This window comes from Terriglobales bacterium (assembly GCA_035487355.1).
GTDB lineage: Bacteria > Acidobacteriota > Terriglobia > Terriglobales > Acidobacteriaceae > QIAW01.
In genome coordinates, this window is sequence record DATHMF010000046.1 from 14,806 (window position 1) to 33,410 (window position 18,605).

Below are 18,605 nucleotides of genomic sequence, written 5' to 3' on the forward strand. Positions count from 1 at the left end.
TAGAATCCCCGCGCAGCCATTGTTCACACAGCTTGGGCTAAATTCCGACCACAGGGTCATTGCTCGCCAGGCCTAGTCCGGCAGGGCCATGGATTTTAAATGCAGAACCAGTAGAAACACTCGACCCAGCGGATAGTTTCTTAGTATCCTTCCAGCGCTATGAAGCCATCTTTGAGATTGATAATTTGGAAGCCCGCTCTTTTCTGTCTGCTTCTGTGTCTTTTCGTCGCAGTTGCCTCTTCGTTTGGACAAGAGATCGCGCTGACATTCGATGATCTACCGGCGCACGCCCAGTTGCCGCCAGGCGTGACCCGGGAAGATGTTGCCAAACAGATCATCAAGGCGCTGGAAGACGCGCATGCGCCGAAGAGTTACGGATTCATGAATGCCGAAAAACTGCAACAAGCCCCTGAGGACGTAGAAGTATTGAAGCTTTGGAGGGCGGCCGGGCTCCCTCTGGGCAATCACTCTTATTCGCACATGGACCTCAATGCCAACAGCGTGGAAGCCTTTGAGCATGACATACAAGTCAACGAACCGTTGCTGCAATGCATGATGCAGGGCGAGGATTGGCGATGGTTTCGTTATCCCTATCTCACTGAGGGCGAGACGCTGAAAAAAAGACGCGCCCTACGCTCCTTCCTCACGGACCACGGGTATCGCGTCGCCGAGGTGACGGTGGATTTTTCAGACTACGCCTGGAACGCTCCCTATGCGCGCTGCGCGGCGAAAAAAGATGCGAAGGCCATCGAGCAATTAAAGGCCAGTTATCTCAGCACAGCCGCGGAGTACATCAGCCTCGGCCAAGAGATGGCAAAGCTGGTCTATGGAAGGGAGATCAAGCACGTTCTGCTGCTTCACGTCGGCGCATTTGATGCGGTCATGCTGCCGCAATTGATTGATCTTTTGAAGCAGCGCGGATTCAAACTCGTTACTCTGCAGCAGGCAGAGAGCGACCCTGCGTATGAGAGCGATCCTGATCTTGGATTGAAGATGGGGAAGTCCCTGCTGGAACAGATGATGCAGGCCAAGCACCTCCAGGTGCCGCCGCATAAAGAGAAGCCATTCAAGGAACTCGAGTTTCTCTGTCGTGAGCCAAGTACGGCTTCCCATAACTAGGCAGATACCAGGCCAGAACAATTGATTTTCAGTTATTGATTGCTCAAAGGAATTTACAGCTCTACTGCGCCCCGCTCGTTTTTCCGCTGGCAATCCCCGCTGCCAGACTCAACAGCCCAACCCCAAGGTGAATAACGTTGTAATGCGAGTTCAATCCCAGTTGCATTGGACCAAGGTCTTTCAGACCGGCGAAGCCTGCGATGGCGACCAGGATGTAGATCGCTCCAAAGATCAGGCCAAATAATCGCACGCCCTGGGCGCTTTTTCCCAGGCCAGCCCAGAGTGCGATTACGCCGCTGGCCAGGTGAAATACGTTATGCGCTGGAGGAAATGCGAGATTGAACATCTCATGACGAAAGAAGCCGACCACACCCACCACGAACAGGATAGCTCCGCTCAACACAACATAGATCTTGGCCAGCATGGTTCGCGTTTTTTTCTCTTTGTCCGCAGCCATCGAAGCTCGAGAGCGATTCAGTTCCTTACGCCGGCAATCTTCAACTTGATGCTATAGATGCTCGTGCTGGCGGTGATGTAGAGCGTCTTGTCGTCCTTGTCGCCCCACGCTATGTTGGCGACCCTTTCGGGCACTTTGATGGTCCCCAGGTGGTCCCCATCCGGGGAAATGATCCAGACGCCGCCCGGCCCCGAGCCGTAAAGGTTTCCTTTCTTGTCCACGCGAATGCCATCCGGTCCGCCGGGCGCGTTCTCGCCGGCTGATTTGTCGGAAGAGGTGAAGAGGAAGACCTCCCCATCTTTGACCGATCCGTCTGGTTGCACCGAATAGCGCATCCAGAGTTTCTTGCCTGACTCGGCTATGTACAAAAATTTCTCGTCCGGTGAAAACGCTATGCCGTTAGGTCTGGCGAGATCGCTGATGATAAGCTGCAACTTTTCCCGCTCCGGCGGAGCGCCCGGCTTCTGCTGTCGCGCCCCTGGGATGCGGTACACACCGTTGACTTGCAATTCCTTTTCTGGGTCGCTATCTCCCTGCGTCGGCAACCCGTACGGAGGATCGGTGAAGTACAGCGAGCCATCCGATTTATATACAAGATCGTTGGGGCTATTGAGCTTCTTCCCCTGATACGAGTCAGCCAGCACTGTGACCTGAGCCTTGGGATCGAGCGATTCCAGCCGCCACACCGTCCGTCCGGCGTGCCCCGCGACGGTGACACGGCCGTTCGAATCGAGCGTCATGCCATTCGAACCGGGCTCCGGGCCTTTATAGGGTTCAGTACCTTTGTATCCGCTGGGATGCATGAAAACCGTTGGGCTCTGCCCCGGAACCAACCTAATGATGTTGTTCGCCGGAATTTCAGCAAAAAGCAGACTGTTGTCGCGTGTCCAGACCGGACCCTCTGTCCACTTGTTGAAGCCGGTAGCCACCCGCTCAAGCTTTGCGTTGGGCGGAACGATGTCATCGAAGGCGGGGCTGAGTTTCAATATCTCCTGCGCGAGCGCCGCAGTGGCGGCAGCAGTGAGTATCAGGGCTAAGATAGCCCGTCGCATGAGGGTCATGCGCGACATTGTACCGTGAAACCAATTCCCGTTTTGAAATTCCTGCTGCACTCATCCAACTGAAATGAATGAGGAATCATTCAATCTTGCGGGCCTACCCCCGTTGCAATGCTGGCAAAACCGGCGTTTATCCGTAATATTGAAACTGCTTCCAGAAATCAGGCCAGCTCTGGCGCAGCCCGTGACAGACGTAGATGTCTGGATGATCTTTCGTCTCTTCGTTCTCCACGCCGTAGGGGTTCGTGACATGGCCAGCGAGTTCGCACGCCGAGAAGTTACGGTCCAGGTAACGGCGCGACAGGCCCACCACAATCAGCGTCTCCGGCGCGGGATTACCGTAGCCGCGTTGCCAGAATGAGTTGATGCCGCTGATCGCCTGCGGCAAGCCATAGCTCGCACCGTAAAGGTTGATGGCGCCGGCCTCTCCATAATTTCCTGCCAGGATTCCCATGTGCGCTCGATCTGCTGCCGGCAATGAATCGCGGATCTTGGCGACCGTCTCCACTAGCTCTGGCCAGCCGATCTCCTCGGGGAAATCGCCATTGGTCTTGATTGCAGCCTTCCACCATCTGGAGTTGACCGGAGCGATCGGCAAGGCCACAGCCGCGAAGACTACAATATTGGTTGCCAGCGCTGTCCATGCCAGCGCCCGTATTGCACCAGCCCAGCCGCGTCGCAACGAAGCCAGCCACTCGTCGCCCCACACGCTGCCCGCGGCATAGAGCATGGGATAAGCCGCCGCCAGGTAATAACCGCGCCCCTTGGCGATCACGAACAACAGCAGAGGAACCACATACATCCAGCCCAGCATGCGAAAGCGTCTGCCCTTTTGCGAGAAAAAGTAGAAGTAAAGCCCGGCCACACAAAGCGGAAAGGCGAAGAGCGTCAACTCCAACTGATCAGGAAGAAAGTCTTTCGTCCGTCCAATGCGCACGTCACGCTCGTGAATATGCTTCAAAAAATCCAGCGATATAAAATGGTGCTGCGCCTGCCAGATAAGATTGGGCAAAAAGATTACCAGCGACGCGGCAACGCCATACCAGAGCCATTTGCTTTTTAGATACCGGCGCGCATCCGTCAGCAGCACTCCGGCAACGATGCCGATGACGAAGAAGCCCATGGTGTACTTCGTCATCATTCCCAGCCCGATCGCACTTCCAATGGCAACCCACCAGCGCGGGTCGTCATTCGCGAGCAAGCGAACGACAAAATAGGCAGCCAGCACCCAGCATAAGTAGTCGAATGAGACATACTGCATCAGTACGCCGCCACCCAGGCAAAACGCAACCGCCGCAAATGCGGCAACGAGCTGCGCTCCTCGCCTTCCACATAGCTCGCGCGCCATCAACCCGGTGAGCACCACCGCCACTGCCTGCGCCAGGGCAGCAAAGAAACGAAACCCAGCTAGTGATGTTCCAAAAAACAGCAACGACAAGCGGCCAAAGAACGGAGTTACCGGCGGATAGGCCACGTACCCCCAGGCAAGGTGACGCGCATCGTCGAGCGTGGCCAGTTCGTCGCGATGAAATCCGTAGCGCCCGCCGGTCAGCATATGCGCCATGACCGTGGCCGCTGCGAGGTAAATCAGAATGGCGACATCGCTCGACCAAATAGACCGTCGCGAGGCAGAAGGGACTGGAAGGGGAGAATCAGCACTGAGGCCTATGCCGATTTGCGGATTCATGGATATCAATATTACATGAGCGGCTATTCTCGCCCGCCTAGGTCAGACGGATATCGAACAATGCCACCCAGTACTGAAGAGATTGCAATGTGAAGCCGCAGAGGATCAATCCTATTCCAAAGGCGCCCATGCGCCGCTCCGGCAGGCTGTCAGCGTAGTACTCGATAAAGGGATTGACCATGATGCCGGTGCCCGTGACCAGGCCCGTTACCAATCCTACCTGAATCGCGAATGCCCATGGATGATCAATGTGGCGAACCAGAGTGCTGCAAATGAGTGCGGTTGCAATGTAGCCGACCGTTCGCACGATGGTTCCCCAGAACTGACGAGGCGTGAGCCGCGGCCGGCGGGCCGCTTCGTAATCCATTGCAGGACGCATGCCGCGAGAATAAGCAAATACTTGTCCGATGGTGATAAGCGTGCCAAACGCGATCGCGAACCGAAGGCCCACAATTCTGTAAAGTCCCAGGCCGAACCCAAAGCCGCGTATGGCGCTGAACAAGGCTTCCCAGGGCAGTGGATAGTGGTCCCGGCCGCGAGCGGCCCGATTGAGTTCAATCGCTATGGTGATGCCGGTGGCAATCCCGGAGGCCAGTCCAAAGAAAAATCCTAAACCAATACCGTAGAAAAATCCCAGGCCAATACCGTAACCGATTCCGAAGATGATGGAATACGTTACCGCCCGGGTGAGCAGCCGCAAAGGACCGTGCTGGCCGCCCAACAAGTCGTAAGCAAGATAGAGACTTCCCAGCACATCAAGAGTGGTGCCGGTAATACTGATAGCCGCAACCGTATGGTGGTCCATGGAATGATTGTAGAAGAGAGAACTTGACCAACCGCCTAACACTTCTCATACTTCCAATTCCGCGACTTTCCTTCTGCTATCCACTCCACCGAGGTCTGCAACCGGCGTTCACGCGTCTCATCGGTCTTGGCTTCGCTGAGCCACTCGACGTAATCTTTTTTCTTGCTGTAAGAGAACGCCGCGAAGTTAGCCAGCGCCTTTTTGTTTTTCTTCAGGGCAGTCGTGAAATAACCCGGGACCTTCAAATCTTTCTTTTCGCCGTTCGGCTTTGACCTCCAGGGCACCTTCACGCCTTCATCATTCAGTTGCCTGGCGCGCTTGACGTAGGCCAGCAGTGCGCGCCTCGGTGGCAGGTCCTTCATGGATGTAACACGCCCAAACTGGCCCATGGCATCCACATTGTTATTTTTTCCGTCAACCACCAGGCTGCCCTTCCAGAACCCGAAGGCACAATGCTCCTTGAAGGCAGCCATACCGCAGAGAATGCCCTTGTACATAAACGTAGGTGAGCGCCACTTCAGGGTCTCTTCGATCTCCGGACAGCCTTCGTGAACAATCTCGCGCAGCTCGCGAAGGATAGGCTGCGCGAACCCTGCCGATTTTGCGATGTATGTATCAATGCGCTTGTCTTTTGTTCCCATGGCGGCTCCTGGTATGCAAAATGTCGGGTGCAGAATATTCTCACGAATGCGGGCTTGCGTTCCACATCTCTTGCTTGATTCTCCACTCCCCGTCTTTTTCTTTATGCAGCACCAGCAGGATCTTGCCGTAGATCTCGATAGGTTCTTTGTCTCCTGGAGGCTGGGCCACTTGAATTGTTGTCCCCCACTCGGATGCCCAATCTCCCGAGATTTGGATATCGTGAAAATCGTTATCCGGCCGGGTAACGCGGTAGCCCGGCATCTTTGCCGTAACCTCGTCGAGCCACTTCGCAATGTTCGATCTTCCTGTCAGAGGCGCCATGCCAGGCAGCAGGGTGGTGCCATCTTCCGCCCATAGGGAGATAACTGCGGCGTTATCCATTTTGAGGATGGCCGCTCGGAATTTCTGGTTGAAAGCTTCGATCTCTTTTTGCGCTTGCTTCTCCTGAGCAGCCAGACCAGGAGTGCCGATGAGAATGAGTGGCAGCAGGACCGTGATTGAGAGTGAACAGGCTAAAAGCACGACCAGACCTCCAGGAGTGGAAATTTCTTTCTTGATTTAGAAAATGGCCGCATTGCGTTAGTCCTTTGTCCCAAGAGTGGGAATATTGTCGTCGTTGACGGAAGCCGAGGCAAGCTCAAACATGAAAGCGATTCATAGCTTTGCGATGCCGTTGCCGCGTTCTACAATTCTTGTTCATGCCGGCAAATGTTCCCAGGCTTGTTCTCGTGAATGCTGTTCTTCTGTTTACGGCTTACACTGCGATTCTTCCATCCACCGCGCTGGCCGAAGACCAGTCAAACCGCACAGATAAAGGCTCGGTTTGCCTTGGCATTTATGCTCCCAAGATCATTCAGAATGACGAACTCAAGCGTGTCTATCTGACCGTGGGCGACTCCGGCAAAATATTCTTCGATCAACAACCGGGCAGGATTGTTGTCAGCAACCTCGACCTGCATAAGACCTATGTGGTTCGTGTATTTTATGATTCCAGGCAGGTGGATTCCTGGAAGCTCCGCTTCGACCGGCTTGGAGTCAACCTGGTCACGATCTGGAGATCAGCAGGATATTGGCACATGGATCCGAGTCCTTCTGGCAAATGTCTCTTGCCGTCAAAGAATCCCTAAAAAGGGCCGCAATTCGCTTTCCCGTGATTATCGAGTATCTCCCGTACCTTGTTTGTAAGCGCCGGGGGAGTGAACGGTTTTTGCAGGAAGTAAGTGCCAGGTTCAAGAACCCCGTGCTGGCCGATTGTGTTTTCCGTGTAGCCCGACATGTACAAGACTTTGATCTCCGGGTTGCGGCCGACCAACTGGCGGGCCAGTTCACGGCCGTTAATTCCTGGCATAATGACATCCGTGAGCAGCAAGCGAATCTGCATTGCATGCTGTTCCACCATGGCCAGCGCCGTCTGCGCATCCGCCGGAGCCAGCACCACATAGCCGCAAGCGGTCAGGATGGTACGCGTCAGGTCCCGCACTTGGATGTCGTCTTCCACCAGCAAGACCGTCTCGCTGCCCCGGGTGGTGGAAACCACCGGATGCTCCCCAGACGCAGGCTCATCCGCCTCATGCGTCTGCGGCAGATAGATCTTGAAGGTGCTCCCGTGGCCTACTTCGCTGTAGACCCATATGTGGCCTTCGCTTTGTTTCACGATGCCATAGACAGTTGAGAGTCCCAGGCCGGTGCCTCTGCCCATCTCTTTGGTCGTAAAGAAGGGATCGAAAATCTGCGCTTGCGTTTCAGCCGACATGCCCGTGCCGGTATCGCTCACGGCCAGCATGACATAAGCTCCGGGGATCACGCCCGCGTGTGTCGCTGCGTAGTTTTCGTCCAGGTCAACATTCGCAGTTTCCAGCGTCATCGTGCCGCCCTCGGGCATGGCGTCACGAGCATTGACCACAAGGTTCATCACCACTTGCTCGATTTGTCCCGGATCGGCCTTCACCCGCCTCAGTCCCAGAGTTGTCCTGGTGATCAGCTCTATGTCTTCTCCAATCAGCCGGTGCAGCATCTTCTCCAGGTTCACCACCAGGTTGTTAAGGTTGATGACCCTGGCCTCGAGCAGTTGCATGCGGCTGAAGGCCAGCAACTGCCGCGTGAGAGCGGCGGCTTTGTCCGCTGCTTGCGCAATTCGCTTGGCTTGTTCGCGGGCCTCATCGTCGTGCTTGAGCCGGTCGCGCAGCGACCCGCCGTATCCCATGATCACCGTGAGCAGATTGTTGAAGTCGTGCGCGATGCCGCCGGCCAGCCTGCCCACGGCTTCCATCTTTTGCGACTGGCGCAGCATCTCTTCCAACCGGTGCCGCTCGGTGATGTCCACAACCGTGCCCTCGGTGACGTCGTTGCCCTCTTCATCCTTGGCCAGCGCCACGTTTTGAATCGCCCACACCAGGCCGCCATTTTTGTGCCGGTAACAGATCTCAAAATCTTTCATTTGCCCGGTTTTGCGAAACTCTACGATCCGCGAATCGCGCTCCTCCTTGCCGCCCACGTAGAGCACGTGAGGCGGCAGCTTGAGAAGCTCTTCGCGTTCATAACCAAACATCTGGGCAAAAGCGTCGTTGCAGTCAATGAAGCCTCCTCCGGGCACACTGCGAAATACGCCCGCTTTGTTGCGCTCGAAAAGCGAACGATAGCGCGCTTCCGATTGTTCCAGGGCTTTGCTCATCCACTCGCGCTTGTTGATGTCCTCCCGCAATTTCTGGTTCAGCCCAATCAGTCTTTTTCCGATGAAGTATGCCGTTAAAGTCGCCAGGACCGTGGTGAAGCAAATGGTTGCCGCATGCGACTGCCAGATTGTGATGTGAGGAAAGAGAAGTTGTTTGAGTGCTTCATAACCGGCCATCAGCACAGCTACGGTGATGGCGGCCAGGAATAAGGACCGCGTCAACTCCACGCGATGGGACCGGTCGGGCATTTCGCATTCCGCTTCACCGACAAAGTGGCCGGAACATCTCTGGAGTGGTCAGGCTAGACCACGTACTTCAATATAGATCAGTGACTCTAAGCCGAACATTATATACACGTTTGCCACGTCTACTGGGCTTGAGGAACCATTTATGAAACCCGCCTCTGGCTGTTATGAAATACGGCACTCTGATAAAATTTCTCGTATCTACGGAGCGCCTCTGACAGTCATTGTCTAACCTCTCTTGAAAATTGCCTCCACGCCGTGGCGCACAGGAGGCGTGTCTATTCCCTTTTCAAACAAAGAGAGGATCTTCTCCATGTTTCTGCAACAACTTGGTTGGAACGACTTTTTTACAAAACAACTGTTCGATGGTATTCCCGGCCGCGTTGCTTCTTCGAACCGCGAACACTTTCTGATTTGGACCGAGGATGGCGAAATTGAAGCAAGTGTCAGTGGACGTCTTCGGCATTCTTCTTCTGAGTGGCCTTGTGTGGGTGACTGGGTAGTGCTGCGCGAGACCGCACCTGTGATTGACAGGGTATTGGATCGTAAAACGAAACTTTCTCGCAAGCAGCCCGGGAAACAGGTGCGCGAACAGGTGCTGGCTGCAAATGTAGACGTTCTGTTTATCGTGAGCGGCCTGGATCGCGACTACAATCCTCGCCGCATCGAGCGTTACCTGGTGCTGGCGCGTGAAAGTGGGGCGCGCACTGTAATTCTTTTGAACAAAGCAGACCTGGCGGAGGAGCTTGCCCTCAATCTGGATCGCATCTTGTGCGAAACCGGGCGCCTGGCCCCGGGCGCTCCCGTGCTCGCGTTGAGTGCTTTATCGGGAGACGGTTTGCAGGCCCTGCCCACCTTCCTCGCTCCTGGAGAAACAGCCGCCTTGATCGGATCATCGGGCGTGGGAAAATCCACGATTCTGAATCGCCTATTGGGCCAAGAACGGCAGCGCACGCATGTTGTACGCGCTGCCGATGATCGTGGCAGACACACGACCACGAGCCGCGAGCTGTTCGTCATGCCTGGCGGCTGGTTGCTGATGGATTTGCCCGGCTTGCGTGAGCTGCAGCTCTGGGCTGATCCTGAGCAGGTTGATGGCAGCTTTGGCGATATCCAGGAGCTGGCCAGGCATTGCCGCTTCCGTGACTGCACGCATACCCGCGAGCCAGGCTGTGCCGTGCAAAGTGCTGAACTGGATTCGGGACACCTCGCCAACTATCGCAAGCTGCAACGCGAACTGGCCTATCTTGACCGGAAATCCGACGTCAGGGTGGAGCGAGAAGAGCGTAGTCGTTGGAAGGCAATCGAAAGGGCCCTGCGCCGCCATCCCAAGCGCGGGGCTTGAGCCCGGGAAAAAGGGAACTTTCTCTCTGGTGACGGAGTCAGAAACAGTATGTATATACCCCTCGTGGGGCGAATCGGTATTCTCATTATTCTCGGAGGCTTTGCCATTGATTTTGCGTTGTGGCTTCGTCCTGAGGACGCCGGTGCGGGGCCCTTTTGGTGGGGCCCTTTTTCCACAGTACTGCTTCCTGCGGGAATATTTTTGCTGCTTATCTCGGTCATCGGGCTGACGAAGAAAACAAGCAGCAAAGCAGACAATAATTTAACCTTGTCGAAATCACAATCGGAAGGGTTGAAACCCAGGCCTGTGTCGCCTGCTTCGACCCTACACCAGCCGGGCAGGTTCATGTCTGTTTTTGCTTCACCTCTCGTGTTATTGGCAATCGCACTCATCTTTTTAGGCGTTGTCTTTTATACCGGCAGCTACTACTGGATGACTACGCGCACATTCGTTCCGCTGGAAATGCCCGTCTCACTGTCACGCGGGCATATCAGAACTGGTAATTTCTACATCAACTTGAAAGAACGGTATGAGGTTGACCTTGCTGTTGATTATCCGTTTTATGAAAATCCCGCTTGCCAGTTGAACGCGCCCAATTCGGTACTCAAGACAAATCTTGTTGTTTTCCGAAATGGTCAGGTGCTTAATGAAACAAACGGTTCCGATTACTATTCTCTGGGCTCTTTTTTCGCCGAAAAACGAGGATCTTACAACCTTGATATAGAGGTGCTGTCTGACGCCAGTTGCCTCAATGCACGCCATCCTCAAGTCCTGGTTGAAACCAGTTGGTATGCCTATGACTCATACACGACCAAATACAAGATCATCCATTGGTTTGGGTTGGTACTGGTAGCCGCCGGGCTGATTGGGCTCAACCGTTCAGACATCGGACTACTCGCCAGAGAGATGTTGTCGGCAGATAAGTTCGTGATTTTGGAAGGCCCCCATTCTGGTTCCTACAAACCACGCCGGGAGCTTGCTGTTAACAAACTAATTTCCGCCATACCCTCCTTCGGTCTTTTGTTTGCGATAGTCCTTTTGCTGATCTCATGCTGGGTATTTTTCATGGATACAATACTTCACACATCACCAACTGGATTCTGGGTTTCGGTCCCCGGGCAGTCTCCAGCAGCAACTGCCCAAGTGCCATTGGAGGGCAAAATAGTATTTCGGATCGATGCACAGAATCACTGGTATCTGAACTCAAAAGAAATTTCACCTGCCGAGCTGCCCGGCGCCATAAAAAAAGCTCTGGCCCAACGTCCGGACTGGGTCGTCTATTTCGAAGCGTCCCGACAGATAGATTACAAAGACGCGGTCTCTGCGATGAACGCGATTCGCAACGCTCATGCACAGATTGTTCTTATAACACCACGCATGAAAGCTGATACACCATAAGCCTTCCGCAAAACAGTCCTGTATTGCGGAGACAGGGGAAAGGAGGGTCTGCACCTCAGCCCTTGCGGAAGCCGGTTTATTTCCAAGCATCTATTCCAAGTCTGATAAGTGGTATCAAAGTGATATCAAATTGTTACTTTCTCAGGGTTTCTATGTCATCATTAGCCCTGAAGGTGTGTTTAGAACAAGGGCGAGCAAAGTGAGCGCCGAGTCGCGCGCGCATAGCGCGAGGGCTGGGTTCCCAGCAGTCCCCGTGGTTGGCTTGATGGGGGGCAAGACGGCGCAGCACCCCGAGCGGAGTCGAGGGGTTTGCCGAGCCCTTAGAACGAAGCAGCATTCCAGAATGCGGGGCTTTGGCCCATCTGGTCTTTGAAAACTCGTTACCTGTAAATCGAAGGGTGGCCTTGGGGTGAGCCGCTGCGGCGTAGCAGATGACTGCCCGGCAACTGCTCAGCTAGTGGGCGCTAGTGGGTACATATGTTATTTAATTTCAATGAGTTAACAATGAAATTGATTGTTCTGCAAGTACCCCCGCCCACTCACCAGAATGTGGGGCTTGGGTCCATCTGGTTCTTTGAAAACTCGTTGCCCTATGGATCGAGAAAGGTCGGATTGAGGTGAGCTACGACGGCGTAACCGATAACCGCCTGACGACTACTCAGCTAGTGGGCGCGATTGGGAACATATGTCACTTAATTTCAATGAGTTAACGATGAGATTGACTGCTCTGCAAGTACCCCCTTTTTCTTGCCACTACATGAACTCCGTCTCAGTTCCTTCGTCGGATGCTAGAATCAAGAATTACCTGCCTGCATGGATCGCGCACACATACGCAACTTTGCCATCATCGCGCACATTGATCATGGCAAATCGACCCTCTCCGACCGGCTCCTGGAGCTGACGGGATCGCTTTCGGCGCGCGAGATGCAGGCCCAGGTGCTCGACGCCATGGACCTGGAGCGCGAGCGCGGCATCACCATCAAGGCCCACGCCGTGCGCATGAAGTACACGGCGAAAGACGGGCAGGAATATCAGCTCAACCTGATTGATACCCCCGGCCACGTGGATTTTTCATACGAAGTTTCGCGCGCGCTGGCCTCCTGCGAAGGCGCGCTGTTAATCGTGGATGCCTCCCAGGGCGTCGAGGCCCAGACTCTGGCCAACGCATATCTCGCCGTCAACAACGGACTCGAGATCATCCCCGTCATCAACAAGATTGATCTTCCCAGCGCCGACATCGAGCGCTCCAAAGAGATGATCGAGCAGGCCATCGGACTCGATGCCTCGCAGGCCATACCCATCTCCGCCAAGACTGGGGAGGGAGTACCCGAGGTTCTGGAAGCCATCGTCAAACGTCTGCCTCCACCCAAGGGCTCGCCTAACTCGCATCTTCAGGCGTTGATCTTCGATTCCTGGTTTGATTCTTACCGCGGGGTCATTGTGCTGGTGCGCGTTTTTCAAGGAACATTGAAGCGCGGACAAAAGGTTCGCCTGTGGTGGAACGGAAAAACCTTCGATGTGGAGACTCTGGGCGTGCTCACTCCAAAACCCGTAGAGATCGAGGAACTGGTCGCCGGCGAGGTCGGTTTCATCATCGCCAACATCAAGAACGTTGCCGATAGTAAGATCGGCGACACCATCACGGATGAATCCCGTCCCGCGATCGAACCCCTCTCCGGATTCCAGGAAATCAAGCCCATGGTCTTCGCCGGGCTCTACACGGTTGAAGCACACGAGCACACCCAACTGCGTGAAGCCTTGGAGAAACTGCGCCTGAATGACTCTTCGTTTTTCTTTGAGCCGGAAAGCTCCGTCGCTCTGGGCTTCGGCTTCCGTTGCGGCTTCCTCGGTTTGCTGCACATGGAAATCATCCAGGAGCGCCTGGAGCGCGAGTTCAATCTTGCTCTTATCACCACCGCTCCCGGCGTGCGCTTTCGGGTCACCAAGACCGACGGCGCGGTGATTGAAATCGATAATCCCTCGCGCTGGCCCGGCACCAGCGAAATTGCCAAGGTGGAAGAGCCCATCATCATGGCCACCATCCTGACCAACGAAGAGTTTGTCGGCAACATTCTGAAGCTGGTCGAGGAAAAACGCGGCAAGCAGAAGGGATTCGAATACGTCAGCTCCACGCGCGTCATGCTGACCTACGAGCTGCCGCTGAATGAAATCGTGCTCGATTTCTATGACCGCCTGAAATCCGTCTCGCGCGGATACGCCTCGCTCGATTACCACCTCTCCGGCTATTGGGAGTCGCCCATGGTGAAACTCGATATCCTCGTGGCCGGCGATCCCGTGGATGCTCTCTCCCTCATCGTGCACAGCGAATTCGCCTACGAGCGCGGCAAGGCGCTGGTCGCCAAGATGCGACAACTCATCCCGCGCCAGATGTTTGAAGTCGCCATCCAGGCCGCCATCGGAGGCAAGATCATCGCCCGCGAAACCGTGGCCGCCATCCGCAAAAACGTGCTCGCTAAATGCTACGGCGGCGATATCAGCCGGAAGCGCAAGCTGCTGGAGAAACAAAAAGAAGGCAAACGCCGCATGAAGCGCGTCGGCAAAGTGGATATTCCCCAGGAAGCCTTCCTGGCCGTCCTGCGGGTGAACGAAGAATCCTAGGGATTTACGATTGTCGATTTACGATTGTTGATTTACGAGTAAAGAGTTGTGACATTTGAAATTCGTAAATCGTAATTCGCAAATTGCTCTCACGCTGCCTTTTGTTTGTCTTCCGTGCCTCCGGTACCTTCGATTCCGTTTCGGAGGGGCGAAATCAGTATCTTCGCTGAGGTCAGGCGTTGCTTGTTCCAGACAAAACGCGAGCGCGTGATTGCAATCGGGACAGAAAGGTAGTTTCGTGCCGCGTAAGATCACTACCTCAACCGATTTCGTCTCGCGTGGATGAATCACCGTAAAAAGACCAGTTTCTCGCACAATCTCCCCAGAGCGATACACCGGTAATGCGGGAAATTGATAGGGACCGCTGTCATAATCAGTGTGGCTATCATTGACCGAACCGTTCATGTATAACCTCCGGAACGAAGCGCCGCAACCCTGGCCCTCTAACACTAAGAACTAGTGCAAAAATCATGCCGAAGTAAGTAATTGAAAATTCATAAGTTAGAGTTCTTATTTCTGCCCAAGGGGTGACTTTCTGGGATGCCTAGGATGAAATTTTTACCGGGTGAATTATAAGCTGCCTAAAGAATGAGATTTTGCATTTCACAGTTTGGGGCTGGCGTATGGCATTCTCAGAGGAGTCTTTACGACGAAGGAAAGCGCAACCACACCAGGAATAAAATTCTTAAATCGTACTTCTAAATCGCAAATCGTCCCTCCAAGAAACTGGCAACCGGTAACTGAGATCTGGCAACTGCCTTCATTCCTCCGCCGTCACCGGCTTCAAACTTCGCATCTTGTGCAGGAAGGCCTTGACCACGGCAGGGTCATATTGTGTGCCGCTGAGTGCTTCGAGCTCTGCCAGTGCCTGGGCCGGGCCTTTGCGGGTGGCGTAGGTGCGCTCGCTGGTTTGTTGCACATAGGCTTCTGCTACAGCGATCAGGCGCGCTCCCAGTGGAATTTTCTCGCCGCGAAGCTTGTCGGGATACCCGCCGCCATCAAATTTTTCATGGTGGTGCCGGATCAGCGTAGCCACGCGCAGGCCGCCGGGAACCAGCTCTGCGATTCTCGCCCCCAGTACGGAGTGCTGCTGCACCTGGCGAAATTCATCGCGGCTCAATTTGCCGGCTTTGTTCAGAATGGATTCAGGCACCAGCACTTTCCCAATATCATGAACGCGCGCGGCGCGGGTCACATCCGCGAGTTCCTCTTCCGAAAGACCCATTTCATTTCCCACCATCTCCGCATAATGGGCCACGGAGGCGCCGTGTCCGGCGGTGGCAACGTCGCGCGATTCCGCCGCCCGGTTCAGCATATTGATCGCTTCCAGCAATGCGTCCACGCCGCTGCCATCCACGATGGAATACGCCAACTGCTGCATGGTATCCACCAGCTCTTCCACCGCCTCCGGCCCAATGTTCTCGCGCTGTAAAAATAATTCAACGTACTGGGTGACGGCGTTTTTGGGGGGCAGGGCCTCCGAGTCGGCAAAGTCCTGCGGAGTAGAGACGCGGTTGCCGCCGGCGCGTTTCGAAGTGTACATTCCCAAATCGGCAATGTGGAGAAGGTCATCCGTCGAACTGCCATGTGTTGGAAATGCGGCAACGCCGAAGCTGCCGGTGATCTGCCGTTCGTTGAGCATGGTGTCGGTGGCAATCCACAGGCGCAGGCGTTCACACAGGATTTGCGCTTGCTCCAGGCTGGTTTCCGGCATCAGGATCACAAATTCATCGCCGCCGTAGCGGGCCACAATGTTCGACTGCCGCGATTTCTGTTCCAGGATTCTTCCCACCCGCGCCAGCACCAGGTCACCTTCCAGGTGTCCTTTGCTGTCGTTGACGCTCTTGAATTTATCCAGATCAATCAGCACCACCGAAAACGGGCGCTTGGTGCGCCGCGCGCGCTTCCACTCCGATTGTAGGGCCTCGTTGAAAAAACGCCGCGTCTTAATGCCGGTCAATCCATCGGTGATGGATTGTTGCTGCATGTTCTTAAACACGAAAGCGTTGTGCAGCGCGGTTGCCAGCAGGTCAGCCAGCGTGCGCAGGATCAGGACCTCTTGCTGCTCGAATGCATTTTCGCGCCCGCTCTCGACATTGAGCACCCCCAGGATCGTTTCTCCGTACGCAATGGGAATACACAGCACCGACTTCGATTCCGGAAGAATGCCCAGCAGGCGGCCTTCGCCGATATTTTGCACCAGGGCCATCTCGTTGTTGCGTGCCACCCGGCCCAGGATTCCCACGCCCAGGGGAATGCGCCGTCCTACATTTTTTTCCGCACTGCCGGCTTCCGCCTGAATTTCAATTTCCTTGCGCGCGTAGGCCAGAATGCCAATCCCGATGTGGTCAAAGTGAAAATTCTTTTCGATTTCACCCACAATCTCCGCCATCATGGCCTCGGGTTCCTGGCTCGAGATTGCCGTGCGCGAGACGCTATTCAGAAATTCCAGGTAACGCGAGCGCCGCTGCTCTTCGGCAAAAAGACGGGCGTTGCTCACGGCCACGGCAACCTGTCCGGCGGCGGTTTTCAGCACGTTAAGGTCGCGCTCTTCGTACACGAACTCGCGCTCGTAGTTCAGGGCGGCCATCACACCCACGGCGCGTCCCATCATGAAGATGGGTACGCCGCACAGGCAGCGCGAACGCCGGCCCGTGGGCACGAGTCCCAGGCCCGAGCGCGTCTTTTCCATCTCTGAGCGCACCAGCAGCGGCTCCCCGGTTTGAATAATGAACTCCGTAATTCCGTTGGTGCAGCGTCGCGTCCGCTTGGGCAGCAGCTCGCCATCCACGACTTCCAGTTCAAAACGGATCTCATCGTCTTCCTGGAATGCGATGTAGAAGTTGCGCGTGTCGAACAGGCATCCCAACTCGCGCTGGATCGCCCGCAAGACTTCATCAGAATCAAGCTGCGAACTGACCACCTGGCCGATGTCAGTGAGCAGTTCATACTCCTGCGTGCGGCGAATGGCCTGCTGCATGAGCACATAATTTTCCAGAGCCATGCTCAGTTGCTGCACAATCGCGGCCAGCAACCTGACCTGCAACCCGCTCAAGCCCGCGCGGTCGAGGTGCGGCGCCATCACCACGCCGAAGTTGTTCTCCTGCGTGCGCAGGCTGACAACCGTAAGTCCGAGGGACTTCTGTTTTTCGAGCATGCGGCATAGTTTTACGGCGCGAGGGTCGGCGGAATTTTCTTCCAGCAACGAGCCCAGACTCTTCTTGATCCACGGGCCTTCACAGGCCGCTGCTCGCTCCGCCAGGAAGTCTGCTGCGCCTTCTTCGTTCAACGTATTAAAAAAATCTGCCGTAAGCCCGTGCTGCACACTGGGCAGCACCCGCCGCCAATCTTGTGCAATCCAAATCACCCCTTGCTGCGTGTGCATCGTCCTGAGTACCCGCTCCAGCACCTCCCCTATGGGCTCTTCGATTTCAGAGGCGTCCATCAGGCGGCGGTGGTCAAGCTGCAGGCGCGAGAAATCCAGCAAGCTCTCCCGTATGCGGCGGCGCTCATTCTCGTAGAGCGCCATGACCATCGCCAATGCCAGCAGCAGTAGCAGAATAAAAACCAGAAATTCCGAGTACCCGATGAAAAACGGAAGCAGTGAGACCTGGGAGTGCTCCAACATCAGAAGCACGGCCCATGCCAGCAGCGAAATACCGATCATCCGCAAGGGTGGCGAGTTGCGCTTGCGGCCGTAGGCAAAAAATCGCCAGCCTGAAATGGCCAACAGGAAAGCGATGCCCAGGTCAACCACGAAGAAGTATTTCACTGGATGCTGGCCGGCGAAGCCTGAGACCAACGCTGCAACCAGTAGAACGGCATCAAGCCGCCGCCAGGTGAAATCCTCCCGCACCCAGCGGGTCGAGACATAAATGCAAAAGGCCATGAGCGCCAGCGTCGTCTTGGCGCAAAAATAGATAAGTGGTGTCCATGCAGTTTGATAACCAATAGAGTTTTGATAGCCAATAAGCAGTTGGCACAGGCTATAGACAGCAAACAGCCCCCAGGCAATCTGCCAGGCAAAGAAGTAGCGCTCTCGCCCTTCCACGTACAGAAAGCGAAACACCAGGAACAGTAGAAACGCGCTGCTGCCCTGTACTAGCAGGATCGAATTGAGTGCGCTCGGTTCCATCTAAAGATCGGCGGGGTCAAAGCCGGAAAGGAAAACCTGTAAAAACTCTCCGCGAGAGTGGGTGGAAGTAGATTGTATGGTCAAACCCTTAGTGGGTCAATGACTCTCCCAGTATGTGGTATACCCCACTTTGGGCCGGAAAAGACGCAGGTTTGGCAGTGCTCATCTGTGTTAATCCGTGGCCAAAAACCTCTGTGCCTCTGTGTCTCTGTGGTGAGTCAGACACTTGGTTCATGATAAAAGAACGATTCACGCGGTAAGATGTAAATGTAACCTTGCGCAAACTGGAAATATGCCAACCGAACCCAAAAAAGAAGTTATGAACACATCCAAACCCGATCTGGAAGCCGCCGCCCCGGCTGAGGCGGCCGCCAAGCCTTCCAACTTCATCCGCGATGCCATCCTCGAAGACCTGAAGACCAA

13 protein-coding genes are annotated in these 18,605 nt (G+C 55.1%); 5 read left to right on the forward strand and 8 right to left on the reverse strand.

From position 1 onward, the window contains the following. Positions 1-171 precede the first annotated feature (171 nt). Complete coding sequence (locus VK738_10305) at positions 172-1,119, forward strand: polysaccharide deacetylase family protein (GenBank protein ID HTD23036.1); 948 nt, start codon at positions 172-174, stop codon at positions 1,117-1,119. A 61-nt stretch (positions 1,120-1,180) separates the two neighbouring features. On the opposite strand, the gene VK738_10310 is transcribed toward VK738_10305, so the two are convergent. From VK738_10310 to VK738_10335, 6 genes are all read right to left on the reverse strand, one after another. Then, on the reverse strand, positions 1,181-1,576 hold the full coding sequence (locus VK738_10310) for a DUF4383 domain-containing protein (protein ID HTD23037.1): 396 nt from the start codon (positions 1,574-1,576) through the stop codon (positions 1,181-1,183). A 17-nt stretch (positions 1,577-1,593) separates the two neighbouring features. Next, on the reverse strand, positions 1,594-2,628 hold the full coding sequence (locus VK738_10315) for an SMP-30/gluconolactonase/LRE family protein (GenBank protein ID HTD23038.1): 1,035 nt from the start codon (positions 2,626-2,628) through the stop codon (positions 1,594-1,596). A gap of 136 nt (positions 2,629-2,764) precedes the next feature. After that, complete coding sequence (locus tag VK738_10320) at positions 2,765-4,321, reverse strand: glycosyltransferase family 39 protein (GenBank protein ID HTD23039.1); 1,557 nt, start codon at positions 4,319-4,321, stop codon at positions 2,765-2,767. A 37-nt stretch (positions 4,322-4,358) separates the two neighbouring features. Further along, positions 4,359-5,126, reverse strand: coding sequence for a hypothetical protein (locus tag VK738_10325; protein ID HTD23040.1), 768 nt, complete (start codon positions 5,124-5,126; stop codon positions 4,359-4,361). A 35-nt stretch (positions 5,127-5,161) separates the two neighbouring features. Continuing rightward, the gene (locus VK738_10330) at positions 5,162-5,767 is read right to left on the reverse strand and encodes a YdeI/OmpD-associated family protein (protein HTD23041.1); all 606 of its coding nucleotides are present in this window, start codon (positions 5,765-5,767) and stop codon (positions 5,162-5,164) included. A gap of 40 nt (positions 5,768-5,807) precedes the next feature. Beyond that, the gene (locus VK738_10335; GenBank protein HTD23042.1) at positions 5,808-6,290 is read right to left on the reverse strand and encodes an SgcJ/EcaC family oxidoreductase; all 483 of its coding nucleotides are present in this window, start codon (positions 6,288-6,290) and stop codon (positions 5,808-5,810) included. A gap of 176 nt (positions 6,291-6,466) precedes the next feature. On the opposite strand from VK738_10335, the gene VK738_10340 reads away from it, so the two are divergent. Next, positions 6,467-6,895: a hypothetical protein gene (locus VK738_10340; GenBank protein HTD23043.1), complete on the forward strand. Its 429-nt coding sequence runs from the start codon at positions 6,467-6,469 to the stop codon at positions 6,893-6,895. Here VK738_10340 and VK738_10345 read toward each other — a convergent pair. Then, complete coding sequence (locus VK738_10345) at positions 6,892-8,688, reverse strand: ATP-binding protein (protein HTD23044.1); 1,797 nt, start codon at positions 8,686-8,688, stop codon at positions 6,892-6,894. The two genes, VK738_10340 and VK738_10345, sit on opposite strands and share 4 nt — an antisense overlap. Before the next feature lie 310 nt (positions 8,689-8,998). On the opposite strand from VK738_10345, the gene rsgA reads away from it, so the two are divergent. The 3 genes from rsgA to lepA all read left to right on the forward strand — a co-directional run bounded on the left by rsgA (position 8,999) and on the right by lepA (position 14,047). Further along, positions 8,999-10,030: a ribosome small subunit-dependent GTPase A gene (gene rsgA, locus VK738_10350; protein HTD23045.1), complete on the forward strand. Its 1,032-nt coding sequence runs from the start codon at positions 8,999-9,001 to the stop codon at positions 10,028-10,030. Between the two features lie 48 nt (positions 10,031-10,078). Next, complete coding sequence (locus tag VK738_10355) at positions 10,079-11,428, forward strand: biopolymer transporter ExbD (GenBank protein HTD23046.1); 1,350 nt, start codon at positions 10,079-10,081, stop codon at positions 11,426-11,428. 813 nt (positions 11,429-12,241) lie between these two features. Beyond that, a complete protein-coding gene (gene lepA, locus VK738_10360) occupies positions 12,242-14,047 on the forward strand; it encodes a translation elongation factor 4 (protein HTD23047.1) in 1,806 nt (601 codons plus the stop codon). Positions 14,048-14,807: 760 nt separating this feature from the next. Here lepA and VK738_10365 read toward each other — a convergent pair. Then, positions 14,808-18,182: a diguanylate cyclase gene (locus tag VK738_10365; GenBank protein HTD23048.1), complete on the reverse strand. Its 3,375-nt coding sequence runs from the start codon at positions 18,180-18,182 to the stop codon at positions 14,808-14,810. Positions 18,183-18,605 lie beyond the last annotated feature (423 nt).